The following is a 15,871-nucleotide window of genomic DNA, read 5'->3' as shown; positions in this document are numbered from 1 at the left end:
AGCAGGCATCATGGGCCGTTTGATTGTTGTCCAGTTCATCACCCTCGACGGCGTTGTGGAGGATCCCGACGGAAGCGACGGGACTGCCTTCGGCGGATGGGCAATGCGGTACGGGCCGCAGGCCGTGGCCGGTGACAAGTTCCGGCTCGGGCCCATCCTGGAGCACGGGATTCTGCTTTTCGGCCGCAGAACGTGGCAGCACTTCAGCACACTTTGGCCGGCACGCAGCGACCCGTTCTCGCAGAAGATGAATGCCGCCGCCAAAGTGGTGGTCACCCACGGCGGGGTCGATGCAGGGGAGTGGGCCAACTCGAGCCGCATTCCCGGCTCACTGGCAACGTGGGTGCATGACGCGTCGCAGACGCACGACGTCGTGGTGATCGGAAGCGGCTCGATAGTCGCACAGCTGCAGGCCGCCGGCCTCGTCGACGAGTACCGGCTGCTGACCTTCCCCACTGCCGTCGGAACAGGCCGCAGGCTTTACCCGGACGGCGTTCAGCTGCGGCTCACGGCCGCGGAGCGCGTCGGCCCGGCGACCCTCACGATGTATTCGACGGAGGATGCGGCCGCAGTCTGATCCACTGACGGTGAGGAGAGACGGACGGTCCAGGTCAGATGGTCGAAGCCAGGTCAGATGAACAGGTCAGGTCAGATGGTCGAAGTCTCCGTGCGCCCAGGCAGCATGCCGCTGGGCCGAATCGTGCAGAACGGCCTTGGCTCCGGACGCGATCACGTTGTTGAAGTTGCCGTAGATCCGGTCGAACTCCAGCTTTTCCAGCTGCGCGGCGATCCGCAACGCCACCGCGCCGGACAGCGGCAGGCGGTTCGGGTAGCTGCGCATGAAGGCAATGGAGCGACGGTCTGGATTAGGAAACACGCTGTCACCGGTCAGCAGGACTCCTCTGCCGTCCGCTCCTGCAGCCCAGTGGACAACCGCACTGCCCGGGAAGTGCCCCCCGGTCTGGTGCAGCGTCAGCCCTTCGGCGATGGTCAGACTGCCGGACCAGTAGTCGATGATGGGATCAGTGCGCCCCAGCCATTGCCGGTCTGCGTCCGCCACAAGTACGGGGACCCCACCGAGCCGGTGCGACCATTCGACCTGCACGCCAAACATGTGAGGATGGCTGGCGGCGATAGCCAGGACCGGGCCTCGCTCAAGCACTGCCGCCACAGCGTTGTCATCGACGTATCCGACCGGATCCCACAGCAGCGACCCCTCGTGTGTGACGGCAAGCTGGGCGGTCTGGCCGATTCCGACCCTCGGTTCCGTCGTAATCCCGAAAAGTCCCGGCTCGTTTTCCTTCAGCAATGTCTGCTGGCCCTCCTGCACCAGCTCGTCCAGTGCGAGCCACTTTTGCCCATCCTCCGGCACGTACTGCCGCTCATCCGCACAGATCGGGCAGAGCTCCGGAACAGGTTCGTCGCGTTCGACGCCGCAGGTTGCGCAGATCAGCATGGTTGGTCCCTTCCCAGCGTCCGGTGTCCTGAGCCAGTAACGCCATAATAACGGCGGCAGGGGAGGCTGGGTGCGTCGGTGCAATGTGGGTACCGAGTCCAATAAAGCGTGGAAAACCACGATAAGAGGGCCCAGCGGGCGCTGAGTCGAGACGAGGAGCGACCATGACAAAGGAGCGTGCCGCAGGATCAACAACCGCGACCGGGGGGAGGCCAGCAGCCACGGACGGGAGGCGACGCCCCTACGAGGGGCCGGTCGAATGGCTCTTCACGCGGCTCGAGGAGACCTACACCCGCCTGGGCCCGAAGGACACCGTCGAACCGGCGCTCCAGAGTCCCGTGCTGTCCGCCGCGCACTCCTCGGCTGGCTTGGCGGTAGCGGCGGCCGCCGACACGATCCGTCATGATGAGCGCCTAATCGACGGGAAGTTGGAGGCGGTCCCGCGCAATTACTGGGAGGACGTTCTTGCCGCCTATCACCGGCGCCGCCTCGAGACAGAGGCCCCAGGGCTTGCCACAGCTCCGGCGATCCTGCCTGGAATGCCCGCTATCCCCGGACAGAATAACTGGACTCCTCTCGGCCCTAGCGTTGTCGCCCGCGGCCAGACCGGAAACCGGGCTCCGGTGGTGGGGCGGACTTCGGGAATTGCGGTCGCGCCGGACGGCCTGCGTGTTAGCGGTACATGGGGTATGGCCGACTTCCGCGCGATAACGCGCGGGTAACGCGACATCATTCCTAATGGCTCCTTGAGGTGGTCCATAACGAGGGGACCGGCAGGAACATGAAAAGGAAGCTCAAAAAGATCTTCTGGTGGGAGGCGGCCGGTGCCGTGGCCAGCGCGGCCCTGTTTATCCTGACGCTTTTCAACCGCGACTGGATTGAGGTTCTCTTTGGCGTGGAACCTGACGGGGGCAGCGGATCGATGGAGTGGGCGGTGGTGGTTGTCCTGGCGGCGCTGACGCTGCTGTCGGTGGCCGCGGTCAGCCGCGAATGGCACCGCTCCGTCATACGCGAGGTGACTTAGCCCGTCCCGATGCCCAGAACGGCGTCGACGCTAAGGGACGGTGAAGCTCACTTCACTCCAGAGGTTGCTGGGGTGGAGCTTGACTTTGGACCCCGCCAGAGGTGCGTCGGCCCGGACAAGATGCGTGCCGGCCTCCGTCAGCGCGGCGATGAGTTTCGGCTCAGGGATCGAGGGCCACTGGTCGACGCAGCCAAAAGGCATCATCGCGTAATGGTCCCGCCCGAAGACTTCCTTCGCGAATCTCTTTGGGGTTGCGTTATGGGAGCCGTGATGTCCCACCTTGTAGAACGCAGGGTCCGTCACGAGCTTCAGGGATTCCGGGTCATTCAGGACGTGCTCCCAGGCCCCATGCTGCGAGTCCCCGACGAACACCAGCCGCGTGCCCTGCACGTCCAGGACGAAATAGATGCTGGTGTTGTTGACGGAGTTCTCCAAAATCGCTGCTGCCGCGAGGAGCTCGTCCGCGTTGCTGAGAGACTCCAGGTCCAGTGACCTGGACGCGGATTGAAGCGCCACAGGGACGTCCCGGTTGACCAGGGCCGTCGGGACCGCGTACGCCGGGTCGAAGAGGGGCCTGGTGTCCGCGTCCTTTGGACGCTCGTCGGCGGCCGCTTTGAGCCATGCCACGGACTTGGGTGGTTTCATGCGTTTGACGACGTTGGGGTCCCGTGAGGGCCCCAGGATGTGGGCGGTCACTCCGGGAACCGTCGTCGGGAGGGTGTTTTTTTCCGGATCGCGGTCCGGAAGATACCGGGCGTGGGCCTTGTTCAGGAACGTTTTGCCGTTGCGTCCGAGGAGACGATCAGTCGCCGCCTCGGAGCCCTCGGAATTGGCGGCGAAGATCCCGGCGGTTTCGAGTTTCGCGTGCGCGCTGCCATCGGCTGCGTTGATCCGCATTGCCGCTGCGGTGATCAGGCTCCGCAGGGTGTTCGCGGCCAGGGTCAGTTCACCGCGCAGTTTCTTGCCGTCCTCGTCGTTGGGATCCTCGACGTAGGGCACCCAGACGTCGTCGACCTGCACCTTGGCCCATGCCGGGTCGGCGAAGCCTGAGATGTGGTCGATGTGGTGGTGCGTGGCCACCACAACGTCAAGGCGGGGCGGTGTTCCTGGGGCGGCGAGGGCCGTCAGGTCGTCGATGATGATCTTGACCGACTCCGATATTGGGCGAGTCTGGCCGGCTGGAAATACGCCGCAGTCCACCAGCATCCGCCACACCATCGGTTCTTGTTGCACGGTAACGAGGAAGGCGTCGCCGAAGCCGACGTTGTACATGCGCACCGTGGCGGTTGTCGCCGGTTGCGGGGGCACCGTCAATCTCCTTCGGCCAGGCCGGCGTGGAGCCGCGCGAACGTCATGCGGTGCACGGCAGGCTGGCTGGTCCAAGGTGCCATTGCGTCGGCGGACTCTGCTTGTTCGAACCAGGCTTGCAGTCGTTCCCATCGCAGGCGGCCTTCGCCATGCCAGTACTGGGCCAGCTGCTCGGTTGTCCCCGCTGCGGCCGCCTTCGCGCCAAGAGTCGTGAACTCTCCGCTCATTGGCAGGGGCTTCGCGATCAGGTACTCGACCTGGCCGTTGACCTTCGCGATGATCGTTGTGCCCGAGTACATCCGCACCGGCTCGGTTCCCTCGCTGGCGGGTTCCTCCAGTTCCTTATGACGCTGCAGGTACTGGACCGCCACAAATGGCCGCGGCTGCCCATCAGCAGCCTGCATGTAGGCGACGTGCTGGCCCACCACCTCAACCGGGAGGTCGGGGTCCAGGCCGATGCTCAGGGCGTTGAATGCACCCCACTGCTGCAAGGCCGCGCCCATCACCCCACCCGCGTCGCTATAGCCGTCCGCCCCTGTTCTTGCGCCCACGGGCTGTGAGACGTCCCTGTCTGTGAGATCAAGCAGCCGTGTCGCCTCAATGATCAGAGGGTTCAAGTCGACCGCGGCCGGGCCTTGGGTCAAACTGATCGGGAATTTCGGTCTCTCCCAGACGAGGGCCTCATCGGCCAGCGAGGACACCTCAAGGGGATGGATCCCGCGCCGCCGCAGTGCTTCCACCAAGGTTGCGCGCAGGCGAAGAGTATCGTCCGGGTACAACGCACGGTCAGAAGTGATGATGGCTCGAACGACGTCCCCGAAGGTCACATCCACCACGGGGAGGAAGTCGAACGACCTGACCACCATTCCGAGCAGCCGGTCCGCATTGCGAACCGCCTCCACCGTTGCCATCTTCACGAGGTCCGGAGGCAGCGCGCCGGGAGGGAGAACCCCGCTGCCGCCCGTGCCGAGCCGGCGGAGCGAAGCTATGCTCGCCTTGAAGACGTCCAGGTAGGCGTCAAAGACCGCGGCGACGAAGCAAGCCCCGCGTTCGTGCGGCTCCGTTGCCTTCATGTACGCATCCGGGGTGCGATCGGAGCGGATCGCCGAACGCAGCGCTGCGCCGCGACCGGTGGACTCGCCGAACTCGCGGGCCAGCTCGAACAAGGCGGTCGCGTTGATCATCTCGCCCGCTGAGTTGGCGATCGCGTCCTCGACTACCTCGGGAAACAAGAAGTGATGAAACAACGCGACGAGGTCGGCGAACGCCTCGTGCCATGCATACACGTCGCGGTTCGTCGCGTACCGGTAATGACTGCGAAGGCGGTGCACAATCGCATGTGTGACCTCGTGCGCGATGATGTCCACGGACAGGCAGGTGAACATCAGCTGGCCGGGCAGATTGGCGCCCGGTTCCTGGACTGAGGCACGGTAGTACCCGAACAGGACAGCGCCGCGGGCCGGGTCGAAGAACGCGTTACGGCCTTCGAAGGCGTGTGGAACGATTGTCAGCTTATCCGCGCCGGGCCAGCGGAACCGGCGGCCGCCAAAGCGCTCAAACCGCTCGATCACACTCATGGCGACCGCGTATACGACCTGCTGATGCGTCCGGGGGTCGCTTTCGGAGGGCTGCAAGCCCTGCTGGGCCAGGATGTACCGGTCGTTCAGATCCACCGGCCGATACCATGTGTCTCTGTACGCGTCATAGTCGATGACTTGCACCAAGCCACCGACCGGTCCGGGAGCAAGTTCGGGTTCGAGCCGAACGTCCACCGAAAGGAACCGGCCGTTAAGCCTCGTGGACATTGGATCGAAGGCGTACGCACGCAACACGCGACGCGTGGGTGTGGGCACGGGAGGGGCGGAGCCGTCAGCCATTCCTGACCACCTCCGATTTCCGATCCAACGCGATGCCACGGGTGCTCCCAATGCGACAAGGCTCCCGGTGCAAGGAGCATCGCGTATGGTGGTTCGCTTGCATCTCCAGTAAAGGCCTGCACCTCCACTAAAGGGCAGTGCCGTTACGGGCGCGTTATCGTGTTACCTGCGGGCTAGTGCTCCTTTTCCACAACCAGCTTTTCAGGGCCGCACGACTGAATCTGGCGCTGGAACGGCTGGCCCGCAGCAGTGGGGATCGTGATTTGCGCCCGCCCGTTTCCCAGGTCCTCCCAACGACCTGGCATCGCCTGTCCGCGGTCGTCGGGGCCGCTACCGTGCCAGACGCAGCGGCCGTCCGCCTGCACCTCGATTGCGTCACGCCAACGAGCGGGCCGGAAGGCGTAGTGGCGGGGGCGGAAGACCATTGTCGAGCCGGAGTCTTCCTCGTGCGAGTGCAGCCAGATGCCGACAAGCTCCGCTGGCGGACCGCTCACTTCTGCACCCGCATGCCTGGGATGCTCATCTCCCCATCATCCGTCGGCCGGGCCGGAGGCGTCACTGCTGAGCGCTGCCCGGATGGTGTCCAGGGTGGACCGGGCGCGTTGGTAGTCCCGGCGGAGCCGCTCAATCTCTTGTCGGAGCTGGGGTACCTGACTTTCCCCCTGTGCCTCAGCCGGGGGAGCCATCGCTGCGGGAGCCGCGGCGGCCGGCGTGGGCCGGGCAGCAGCCAGCGCGAAAGCCGGTGCGGTGAGGAAGGAAGCCCGGGCACCTTCGAGGCACGCGTCCATCCGTCTCGACTGGCCGTGGGTGAACATGAACATGGCCGCGTCATCGGTGTAGTCCATGTAGTTCATAAACATGTTGCCGTCAGGTCCGTTGTTGCAGCTGGTCTGCGGGAACGACGGCTTGTTGAACGTAGCGTCCGCCTGGTTGGGCGTGTCATCCACCAGGTCGCTTCCGCTGCAGGAGCCGCGGTCGTCGCCCCAGATGTGGCGCAGGTCCAACCAGTGGCCGATCTCATGCGTTGCAGTGCGGCCGAGATCGAATGGAGGCTGCGCCGTTCCACCGGTGCCGAAGCAAAAGCCTGCGATGACAACGCCGTCGGTGGTCGGAGGGCCTCCGGGGAACTGGGCATATCCGAGGATCACCCGCCCGATCCCGTCCCTGAGTTCGGTGCACACCCAGAGGTTGAGGTAATCGTCGCTGGGCCATGGGTCTGCCCCGCCGGTCCCACTCGACTTGACGTCGTCGAGCTCGGTGGTGAAGAACGGCACTGTTGACGGCGTCCGGGTGATTCCATCGGTTGGATTGCCGTCCGGGTCCTGGGCCGCGAGCTGGAACTCTATGTTGCAGTCCGCCACCCGGTCCGTCCATACGGCCGGCACCTGGGACACGTCGGAATTGCTGGCCCGGAAATCCTGGTTCAGGACCTCGATTTGGTTGTGAACCTGCGTCTCGCTGATGTTTTGGGAAGGATCGGCTGGATTGTGGACCACATGGACCACGATCGGAATCGTGGTCACGCCGCTCCGCGCGATGCTGCGCGTCTGGAGCTCGTACGCGAGAGCGCGGTTGTCGATCAGGGCGCGGCGTTCCTGGTAAGTGATGCTCTCGTTCAACAGCCTGCGGTGCACCTCCATCGTCCCGCACAATTCGCGGACGCGGGGGTTCGTGACGCTTGGTTGGATTGTCTCGCTCATCTTGCGTTCTCCTTCACCTGGTCGGTTGAGCCGTTCGGATGTCTCTGTCCAGGGCCTGGGCGACGAACAAGACATTCATCCGCAGGATCTCCAGGGCGAGGCCGATGTCGAGGGTGTCTAGCGTGTCGCGTTCGCTGTGGACACGGTCATTTGCCGAGTCGGTTCCCTCGATCGTCAAGACCGCCGGAATGCCTTGATCGAGGAAGGGCACATGGTCGCTGTTGAACGGCTGGAGGCTGGTCTGGACGGCCAGCGTGGTGTGTGTCTGGGCGATGTCGGCGAGCGCGTCGATCATGGCCTGCGATGGGAGGGCTCCCTCGAGGAGCACCGTCGCAGTGCTGGAGTTTCGGCAGGCAACCATGTCCATGTTGATGACAGCGCTGATTCGAGCGCGCTCGGGCCCGTCCAGCCCGTTCACGTAATGACGGCTGCCGAACAGGCCCTGCTCCTCGCCACCGAACAGGACAACCCGCAGGTCGTTCCTCCTTGACCTCCCGGCCAGTGCCCCGGCGATAGCCAGCACGCCGGCGCTGCCCGAGGCGTTGTCGTCAGCACCGGGCGCGGCCGCCGCCGCCCCCAGTACGTTGACGGAATCCAGGTGCGCAGTGACCAGCACCAGCTCGCGATCCACGCCGTCCCCGGGACTGTCCGCTATGAGGTTGCGGGTCGTCCCGCCGCGCACGGGCACGGTTTGGACCTGAGTGGCATAGCCCAGGTCCGCCAGCCGGCCCCGCGCCCACTCGAGTGCGCCGAGGAACTCGGCACTTGTCGAGTGCCGTGTCTGCAGGCCAGCCAGCGTGCCGAGGGCTTCCTCAAACGCCGCGCGGGACACCTCACCAGCCGGGACGCCAACCTCCTCCGCCGGAGTAGGCGGCCGGGGACGGGCCGCCCGCTGATCAAACACCACGGTGTCGGCCGGAAGCGGGCGGACCGCGTAACAGGACGCATGCGCCCCGACGTCGAGCAATGACAGATCCGGATCGACGTCGACAACCAGATAGCGGCCCTTGTCCACCACGACCCGAACGTTGGGATGATCCTCCTGGAAGAAACGGCCGATCTGGAAGACCAAGTGAAGACGTTCCTCGGGAACCACCAAGCGGCGGGACGAATCCGCCGCTCCGCGGTGCGTCAGGAGTTGTCCCGCCCGAGTGGCGGGGGCCCGCACCACCAGTACGTCACCGAGCCTCGTCCACCGTGCCGTGGTGGCCGCTATGCGGTCCATGAGAGTGATCCGCGCGCCCGGCGGAGCGTCCAGGACAACGGTCTCCACCGGTTCGTCGCGCTCGAGGAACGCCTGCACCAGCGGAACGAGCTCGGGCAGTGTTCCCACTTCTCCACTGTGTTGACCCGGCCCGCGCACGTGCACGGCCGCCAGCCCGAGACGGCGGGCGGCCAGCACGTGGCCGAGGTTCTCCGTGACGAACAGCATGTCGTCGAATTCCAGCGCGGGATGGACCTTCAATGCCGCCGCCCGGAAGACCGGCTCGTCCGGTTTGAACACGCCCACCTCCGTGGACAGGGTGACACGCTCCGCGACGGGCTCGAAGAACGGCCGGATGCCCAGGTCGTCAAGCAGGTCGTAGTACCGCTGCTGGATGATGGGAACGTCAGACGGCTCAGTCGGCATGTCGAAATCCGACACGAGACCCAGCAGCGGCGCCGGTCCACCTCCAGTGTCGCCGGATCTGATTGCCTCGAGCGTGTCCATCGCCCCGGGCAGAAGGACGCCGTCGCTCTCCAGCGTGTCACCAAGATCGAACAGAACGAGTTTCACAACCGGCTCCCAATGGTCCTCATTCGCTGCTACCGCTCTATATTCACTGCTACCGCTCTATGGATTCGACCCGCTCTGGCCGCCCGTCCACCCACGCGAGGAGCTGTCGGACTCCCTCGGGCAGGGACTCCTCGGAGTAACGGCGGCTGTACTGGCGTCCGGACTCTTCCCAGCCGATTTCGTAGAGCTGGGCATCCGGCCGCCGGCCCGGGGCAGGAGGTTCCTCCGGATCCCGCAGCCCCGACCGGTCCATTTCTGCGGCAAACGTTTCCGCATCAGGCCGCGGCAGGTCGTTCGTGTCGAGTTCAGTGCGCGCGAGAATGCCCGCGATGCCGCCGCCCCTGCGGATTGTCAGGTTCACGACAAAACCCCGACCTCCTCCCACGCCTTTCTTACGGCCTTCTCCTCGGCGTCGCCTAAAAGCTCGCCCGCGACGTCGACTGTGGCCCGCGCAGCCTCGTCGAATTGCGTGCTGGGTCCCAGCCGCGTGGTCAGTGCCCTGTACCAGATCATTCCGGCGACCTCCCAGGCGTGACCACCTAGCGCCGTTGCCGCCAGGTAGAACGCGTGGTTCGGGATTCCCGAGTTGATGTGGACGCCTCCATTGTCGTTGCGCGGGTCGTTGTCATCGGGAAGGTCGACGTAGTCGTCCATGTGGCTTGGCTGCCGGTCCCCTGAGTACGCGGTGCCCGGCTGGCTCATCGAGCGTAGCGCTTTGCCCAGTTCGGGGACAAGGATTCCCTCGCCGATAAGCCAGTCCGCCTCGGCGGCCGACTCCTTGAGGCTGTACTGCTTGACGAGAGAACCGACGACGTCCGAAAAGTGTTCATTAAGGGCGCCGGATTGCTTGCTGTAGACAAGTCCTGCGGTGAAGTCGGTGACACCGTGGGTGAGCTCGTGGGCGATGACATCCAGGGACCGGGTCAACCCGCCGACCTGGAAGATCCGGCCGCTGCCGTCGCCGTAGACCATCTGCGCGCCGTCCCAGAACGCATTGTCGAACCCCACCCCGTAGTGGACCGTGGACACCAGCTCCATCCCGGCTCCATTCAGGGAGTTACGGTGGAGGACTTTACGGTAGAACTCGTACGTTGCCGCGCTGCCGTCGTAGGCCTGGTTAACCGCCTCATCTTCGCCCGGTGGTTCCGGCCATCCCCGGGACCGGACGCCGGGGAGGAATGACCTGCCCATTTTCTGGTTGTCGTAGACGGTTTGGCGGCGGTCGGCCCGCAGGCCCAGGCCGGCCATGCCTCCGGCGTCCAGGTTGAACTGGCGGGCCAAACGGCCCATCACAGCCCGTTGCGATCGGATAGCCGCTGACGTGGCCAGCGCGCGTACCGCGGCTTCCCGCTGTTTGGGTTTTCCCTCGACGGCAAGCCGGCCCAGAAGATCCGGCGGGGCGATGTGGCAGCAGGGCCGGTGAATTCTGACCATGATGTTCCTTCCATAGGGGTCAGGTGCTGGAATCCGCCGGAGCACGCTCATGACGCGGCAAGGGCAGCGAACAGGGCGTAAGCGACTTCGTCGTGGCAGATGTCGCTGTGGTCCCTGATGATCTCGTCGGCATTCAGGTTGTAGACCTTCCCGGGTTCGAAGTCGTAGGCGCCTCCGAGGCGCAGGAGTGTTCCATCGCTCGCCTCGGGGGTGTGCTGTGCCCCGTTGCGTCCGAGACCGCCGAAGGGATCGTTCCGGTCCCCGGTATGGCTGGTGTCCTGGCCCGAGATGAGTGAGGCCAGGGGATAAGCGGTGCCGACGGCTGTATCGTTCTTCGTGTTGGTGACGACTATGGGGCCGCCGACGAGGTGGTCGGTGACGACCCGCCGGAACGCACCGTTGCGGGAACCGTCAAATTTTTCCGCAAAGCCGTTGTGTGAGAAGGCGCCCTGGAGCAGGGTCAACGAGTCGGGGTTGAGGCTCGGGGCGCCGTCCCGGCCCGCCGTCGCGGCGGTCACCAGGCGGGCACCGAAGCTGTGTCCGACCAGGTGCATCCTGAGGTTGGGCTGCTCTGCGCGGATCCCGAGGTTGCGCTGCGCTTCGCGGATGCTGCGCAGCAAGGGATGCAGTCCTTCGACGCCCACTGTCCCGGCGCGTTCCTTCATCTGGTAAAACGTGGCAAAGTTCAGCAGGTTCCGCGCCGCCGCGTTAGTACCGCTGAAGAACTCGCCAAGTCCCGCTGCCCCACCCTGGCCCGGTCCCGCGTTGCCCACTGCGGCCGCTCCGCCGCTGGAACTGCGCGGCAACGGCAACGGTTGGCCCAGCCGCGCCATGACCTGGCCTCCGGACAGGGTAAAGAAGACTCGCGATTGGTCCTCTTCCGCGCCTTCGGCGGCTTCGCGGGGTAGGACGGAACGGATAAGCTCTGCAAACCGCTCCCGCGCACTGGGGCTGTCTTCCAGCTTCGGTACCAGATCCCTGGCCTGGGCCAGTGCAGCGTCTGCGTCGGGACTGCTGAACACTCCGGCGAGGTCATCGATCTGCCGCGTGAGAACGGCCCGAGCCCCCTGGCCGGACAGCCCGGCCGCCCCGCCCGCAATAAGGCTGGTTTCCGCGAACTTTTTCGAGGGCCAGAGCACGCCGACAACTGCCAGCTTTCGTTGCGCCGCTGCTGGCAGGTGCCCTGCGTCCGCGACCGCGCGCATCCGGTCCCCGAAGGCCCGATAGAGGCGCCGGGCATCGTCCATGTCGTTGTTCCATCCGTGGACTAGAACGACCAGATCAGTGGCTGGGCCACCGGCCAGCGGCTGCGTCAGCGCGGCAACTTCCGCCGGATCATGGGTTGCACCTTCTTTGGTGAATTGCACCTCGTAATAGGGAAATCCGGACAGCTCGGTCATGATGTTCTCCAGAAAATCAAACGGACTGAATCGCGCGCATCAGGTCCACCAGTCCGTGGCCTTGGGAATGACGGTCCCGATTCAAGTCGGTAGCTGAGCTAAGGAAGATGTTCTTGACGGCCTCCGGTTTGCCGATGAACTCGCGTCGCACGGACAGGAAAGCGGCGATGACGCCTGAAACGTGAGGGGCCGCCATGCTGGTGCCGCTGTCTTCCGCGTACAGGCAGGTGACGCCTTCCGCTTCCTGCAGGGCCACTCCCGCAGCACAGGACAGAATCTTCTCCCCAGGGGCCACAAGGTCGGGTTTCATTCGTCCGTCCCCGGTGGGCCCCTTTGAGGAAAAGTAGGAAACTCCGTAGACGTGCGGCATTTCCCGGTGGGTCGAGCCGACCGTGATGGCCAGTTCGGCGTTCCCGGGATCATTGATGCTCATCCCAAGGCCGGCAGCGGGCGGCCCCCTGAAGGCGGTCTGGTTGTATCCGTATCCGGTGTTTCCCGCCGCCGTCACCACCACCACGCCGGAACGGACCAACAGGTCCACCTCGACGCACAGCGGGCTCTGACCGCAGGCGAACCACTCCGGTTCGAACGCATACCCGACGCTCAGGTTCACGCCGTGGATCCGCAGCCGGCGGCCGAATCCGTTAACCCCGCTGGATTTCGTCGATAGCGGCTATGAGGCTGCTGACCTCTCCTTGTCCGTTGTCGTCCAGGACTTTGAGGCTGACCAGCTTGCATTGCGGGGCCATCCCCGAGATCGCTTCCAGTTCAAGCTTCGAGAGGGTGACCTCGCCGTTCTCGTCCCGCTGACGGGTCGCAGCAAAGATTTTGTTGCCCGGCACGGCGTCTGCGGCCAGAGTGCCGGCGATGATGCCGGCCACGTGGGTGCCGTGACCAAGAGCATCTTTCAGCGGGCTGCCGCTTCCCGTGAAATCCCGGTGCCGCAGCGGTGTCACGACGTCAAGGTTCTTGTGCGCCGAGAAATGTGGATGTGAGCCGTCTATGCCCGAATCAAGGACGGCCCACACCATGTCCCTGCCGAATGCCGAGAAGGACACGCGGGCCGCGTCCGCCTTGACAGTGCTGACAGACTTCGTGGTCAGCGTGCCAATCTTGAAGTCGGGCCAGATCCGGTAGATCGCCTGCCCGGCAGAGCTTTTTTCCAGCTGGTCAAGTCTTACCAGCTCACGAATGACGTCCGGCTGCAGCCGCGCAAAGACGTACTGCCGGTGGGTCTTGGACGTATTGATCCCCTGGATGGCTGACCCGGTGCCGGCCCCGGATTTGGCTTCCTCGATCAGTTTGGTCAGCCGCTGGCGCGCCTTGTCTCTGCCGCCTCTGAACTCAAGATTCAGGTCAAGGATCACACCGACCGGGCTGGAGTCAGGAGCGGGACCGCTTGCGTCGTCCGAATCCTTCCCCTTCCCTTCCTGGGCGAGAATGCGAAGAAGGGGCATGGCGATGACGCTCTTATCCAGGACCATCGGCGTGAACGGCGTACTGCTTTGGTTCTCGCGGTGGCCGCCTGGCAACTCGTCCACGTTATTTATCCTTCCTGCGTGAACGGTCCGGTCCGTGGCCACAGGGTGAAGGCGTTGACTGCTGAACGGAGGGCGGGCGCCAGTTCCGGGCAGTGGCGCAGCAGGACGGTGGCCATGGTGTTTTCGTCGATCCAGCGCATACCTTCGGGTGTGTAGACGGCCGGGGTGAAGTCGCGGGTAAAGAACCGGTCGCTGTTCAGCCGCCGCGATGCCATCAGAACGAAGATCCTGAAGGCGGTGTCGCTGAAGGCGAATCCTTCCGGCCGGGCTTCGGCGAACATTCCTGCCAGCAGGTCCACCCGGTCGATGTCCCCGCGGTAGACGTCCGCGAGCTCGCGTGCCCAGTCGGGGTTATCGGTGAGCTCGTCAAAGGTCCGGGGGACGGGGAGGTGGAGCAACCGGCGGAATTCGGTGTAACGGGGGACGCCGAGTTCGCGGCTGCGCATGATGTCGGTTGCGGCCAGGTCTATGAGTTTGCCGTCGGGCCGGCGGAACGTCTGCAGGTGCTTCGGATAGTTGTGCAGGGTGACGAGTCCGGGGTTCATCGTCCCGAAAGTGTAGAGCAGGTCCGCCAGCCTTTGCGTGCGCAGCAGATCCACCGCGGCAGGTCCGGTCAGCTGGTCGAAGGGTCTCTGGCCCAGCGTGGCCGCGTCATCCGCCGCTGCCCGGAAGTCGAATTCGTCCGGGAGCAGGGGATGCATCCGGTAGACGGCCACGAACTCCTCGGTCAGGGCGTAGGGGACGCCGTAGTCCTGCGTGGCCGATCCCGGGATGCCGCTGACCACCTCGTCAGTGCTGATCCGCCCGAAGACGTTATGCAGGTGCCGGCCAGCGAGGCCGTACCAGTTGGCGTGCAGGGCCGTCACCGAGGTGGGATGGGCAACGACCGCCGGTGTCCATTCGACGGTGTGGATTTTGGCGAGCAGCGCGGCCGTAATGAGCCGCCCGCGTTGGAACAGCTGTTCATCGTTCCACGTGGGATAGGCGGCCGCGAGGCGGTCACAGATGGCGTTGTGTTCGAGCGCGAACAGGGTCTGCATCATGGCTGCTCCGAGCCAGAACCCGGGTTTCAGGGACGGGTTGGCGGCCGGATCGGCAGGGAAGGGCTGCATACCGTTGTCGATGCGCAGCTTCCCGCCCTGCCGGGACCGGAGGAAGTCCTGCTCCGCCAGGCTGACACCGTAGATCTGTGAGCCGTCCCACCAGTGGGACATCACATTGAGGTAGGTGGGAGGATGCGGCGAGTCCGCGGGGGCGGTGGGATCAGCGGGGGTGCGGGGCACGACCAGTGGCGGCTCAGGCCAGTCATCGCCGGTTCCGATCGGCAAGACCCAGGGATTCTCGTTCGAGCCGCTGCCGTGGCTGAACCAGTCGCGGATCATGAACTGCAGCCAGGCGGCGATGAGCGCATTGCCCGCCGCAGCCGGGATGAGCCGTTCGCGGGTCATCAACCGGCGGCTCACTTCACGGGGGTTGGGTTCGAGGATACGGTCCGGCGGCTCAGGGCGGGTGCTCTCGATCGGTACGTTGCGGCCGAAGCGTGTGTTTGCCATGCCCCGCGAAGGCTGGTCGAGGTTGTTCCAGCTGCCGTCGGCCGTCCGTTCGGTCAGCACCGATGATGAGTAGGGAAGGGGGACTGCCGGGTTTTCCTGCGGCTGGTTCGTCGTGTCGACCAGGTTGCTGCGGCGCAGGATGTTGCGGACGCCGACCAGGGTGAGCAGGCCCAGCGGCCTGGGCAGCCGGTGCCACCCTCGCCGGTGGTCCAGCCTTAGCGCCAAGGCGTCGAACACCCGCCAGAACGGGGAATCCCGGTAGGGCTTGTCAGGTCCGCCCGGTGTCCCCGGGGTACTCTTCATGGCATACGGCACCGGCCGGCCTCGCTTCGCATTGGTGAAGTCCAAAACAAACCTCAGCACTTGGCGCCTGTTCCAGTAGACGATGCCGAGGAACACTCCGGGTTCCGCCTCCCGGATTTCGTCGCGGATCCGCCGGACCACAAGGGCGGAGTGGCTGTAGTCAAGGATGATCGCCGGCTTGGCGTCTAGCCAGCTCGGCGCCCGGTAGACCTTCGCCGGAATGGCCGGTGTACCCAGCGGTCCCATCCTGTTGCGCAGGCTCGCGGTGGCCGGGTCGAAGGTCTTGCCCTTCCAGGCGAGCAGGCGGACGAGCCCGGCCGTCAGAGGGGCGGCCGGCGAGTCCGGGGCGAAGATGACAGTTCCGTCTCCGGCGCCGGAGGGGATCCGGTCCGACGGCGACCGGCGGAAGAGGTCATCGAGCTGCGGACCGGGAGTGTGCAGCAACCGGTCAACTGTTACGGATGCATCTGTCATGGCTCGGTTCTTCCTTCGAGGGTG

15 protein-coding genes are annotated in these 15,871 nt (G+C 65.1%); 3 read left to right on the top strand and 12 right to left on the bottom strand.

The window, feature by feature from the left end; genetic code table 11:
- Window positions 1-10: 10 nt before the first annotated feature.
- The gene (locus tag QFZ65_RS12155) at window positions 11-577 is read left to right on the top strand and encodes a dihydrofolate reductase family protein (protein WP_306910733.1); all 567 of its coding nucleotides are present in this window, start codon (window positions 11-13) and stop codon (window positions 575-577) included.
- Window positions 578-643: 66 nt separating this feature from the next.
- Here the strand turns inward: QFZ65_RS12155 and QFZ65_RS12150 are convergent, their stop codons facing one another.
- Window positions 644-1,456 (bottom strand): MBL fold metallo-hydrolase, encoded by an 813-nt coding sequence (locus QFZ65_RS12150; protein ID WP_306910731.1) that lies wholly within the window; start codon window positions 1,454-1,456, stop codon window positions 644-646.
- A gap of 164 nt (window positions 1,457-1,620) precedes the next feature.
- Between QFZ65_RS12150 and QFZ65_RS12145 the strand changes: the two genes are divergently transcribed.
- Window positions 1,621-2,178: a hypothetical protein gene (locus QFZ65_RS12145; protein ID WP_306910729.1), complete on the top strand. Its 558-nt coding sequence runs from the start codon at window positions 1,621-1,623 to the stop codon at window positions 2,176-2,178.
- Between the two features lie 59 nt (window positions 2,179-2,237).
- Window positions 2,238-2,480: a hypothetical protein gene (locus tag QFZ65_RS12140; RefSeq protein WP_306910727.1), complete on the top strand. Its 243-nt coding sequence runs from the start codon at window positions 2,238-2,240 to the stop codon at window positions 2,478-2,480.
- Window positions 2,481-2,510: 30 nt separating this feature from the next.
- Here the strand turns inward: QFZ65_RS12140 and QFZ65_RS12135 are convergent, their stop codons facing one another.
- The 11 genes from QFZ65_RS12135 to QFZ65_RS12085 all read right to left on the bottom strand — a co-directional run bounded on the left by QFZ65_RS12135 (window position 2,511) and on the right by QFZ65_RS12085 (window position 15,847).
- Window positions 2,511-3,788: an MBL fold metallo-hydrolase gene (locus QFZ65_RS12135; RefSeq protein ID WP_306910725.1), complete on the bottom strand. Its 1,278-nt coding sequence runs from the start codon at window positions 3,786-3,788 to the stop codon at window positions 2,511-2,513.
- Window positions 3,789-3,790: 2 nt separating this feature from the next.
- The gene (locus tag QFZ65_RS12130) at window positions 3,791-5,461 is read right to left on the bottom strand and encodes a hypothetical protein (RefSeq protein ID WP_306910723.1); all 1,671 of its coding nucleotides are present in this window, start codon (window positions 5,459-5,461) and stop codon (window positions 3,791-3,793) included.
- 377 nt (window positions 5,462-5,838) lie between these two features.
- Window positions 5,839-6,159: a hypothetical protein gene (locus QFZ65_RS12125; protein WP_306910721.1), complete on the bottom strand. Its 321-nt coding sequence runs from the start codon at window positions 6,157-6,159 to the stop codon at window positions 5,839-5,841.
- A 36-nt stretch (window positions 6,160-6,195) separates the two neighbouring features.
- Window positions 6,196-7,365, bottom strand: a complete 1,170-nt coding sequence (locus tag QFZ65_RS12120) for a zinc metalloprotease (RefSeq protein WP_306910718.1) — start codon at window positions 7,363-7,365, stop codon at window positions 6,196-6,198.
- 13 nt (window positions 7,366-7,378) lie between these two features.
- The gene (locus QFZ65_RS12115; protein ID WP_306910716.1) at window positions 7,379-9,142 is read right to left on the bottom strand and encodes a M20/M25/M40 family metallo-hydrolase; all 1,764 of its coding nucleotides are present in this window, start codon (window positions 9,140-9,142) and stop codon (window positions 7,379-7,381) included.
- Window positions 9,143-9,191: 49 nt separating this feature from the next.
- The gene (locus tag QFZ65_RS12110) at window positions 9,192-9,503 is read right to left on the bottom strand and encodes a protealysin inhibitor emfourin (protein ID WP_306910715.1); all 312 of its coding nucleotides are present in this window, start codon (window positions 9,501-9,503) and stop codon (window positions 9,192-9,194) included.
- A complete protein-coding gene (locus tag QFZ65_RS12105) occupies window positions 9,500-10,576 on the bottom strand; it encodes a M4 family metallopeptidase (protein ID WP_306910713.1) in 1,077 nt (358 codons plus the stop codon). Before QFZ65_RS12105 ends, QFZ65_RS12110 begins: the two co-directional genes overlap by 4 nt.
- Window positions 10,577-10,623: 47 nt before the next feature.
- Complete coding sequence (locus tag QFZ65_RS12100) at window positions 10,624-11,976, bottom strand: hypothetical protein (protein ID WP_306910712.1); 1,353 nt, start codon at window positions 11,974-11,976, stop codon at window positions 10,624-10,626.
- 16 nt (window positions 11,977-11,992) lie between these two features.
- Window positions 11,993-12,589, bottom strand: a complete 597-nt coding sequence (locus tag QFZ65_RS12095) for a S8 family serine peptidase (RefSeq protein WP_306910710.1) — start codon at window positions 12,587-12,589, stop codon at window positions 11,993-11,995.
- Window positions 12,590-12,620: 31 nt separating this feature from the next.
- Window positions 12,621-13,517: a S8 family serine peptidase gene (locus QFZ65_RS12090; protein WP_306910708.1), complete on the bottom strand. Its 897-nt coding sequence runs from the start codon at window positions 13,515-13,517 to the stop codon at window positions 12,621-12,623.
- 5 nt (window positions 13,518-13,522) lie between these two features.
- Entirely contained in the window at window positions 13,523-15,847 is a 2,325-nt protein-coding gene (locus tag QFZ65_RS12085; protein ID WP_306910706.1) for a peroxidase family protein, read from the bottom strand.
- Window positions 15,848-15,871 lie beyond the last annotated feature (24 nt).

Source organism: Arthrobacter sp. B3I9 (assembly GCF_030816935.1).
In the GTDB taxonomy this organism is placed as follows: Bacteria; Actinomycetota; Actinomycetes; order Actinomycetales; family Micrococcaceae; genus Arthrobacter.
Note: the sequence above shows the minus strand (reverse complement) of the source record. Positions and strands in the feature narration are given on the sequence as shown.

What these genes read in the sequence shown, in the direction of transcription:
- QFZ65_RS12150 (WP_306910731.1), bottom strand. Translation starts at nt 1,456, where the DNA reads ATGCTGATCTGCGCAACCTGCGGCGTCGAACGCGACGAACCTGTTCCG.
- QFZ65_RS12155 (WP_306910733.1), top strand. Translation starts at nt 11, where the DNA reads ATGGGCCGTTTGATTGTTGTCCAGTTCATCACCCTCGACGGCGTTGTG.
- QFZ65_RS12140 (WP_306910727.1), top strand. Translation starts at nt 2,238, where the DNA reads ATGAAAAGGAAGCTCAAAAAGATCTTCTGGTGGGAGGCGGCCGGTGCC.
- QFZ65_RS12145 (WP_306910729.1), top strand. Translation starts at nt 1,621, where the DNA reads ATGACAAAGGAGCGTGCCGCAGGATCAACAACCGCGACCGGGGGGAGG.
- QFZ65_RS12085 (WP_306910706.1), bottom strand. Translation starts at nt 15,847, where the DNA reads ATGACAGATGCATCCGTAACAGTTGACCGGTTGCTGCACACTCCCGGT.
- QFZ65_RS12100 (WP_306910712.1), bottom strand. Translation starts at nt 11,976, where the DNA reads ATGACCGAGCTGTCCGGATTTCCCTATTACGAGGTGCAATTCACCAAA.
- QFZ65_RS12120 (WP_306910718.1), bottom strand. Translation starts at nt 7,365, where the DNA reads ATGAGCGAGACAATCCAACCAAGCGTCACGAACCCCCGCGTCCGCGAA.
- QFZ65_RS12105 (WP_306910713.1), bottom strand. Translation starts at nt 10,576, where the DNA reads ATGGTCAGAATTCACCGGCCCTGCTGCCACATCGCCCCGCCGGATCTT.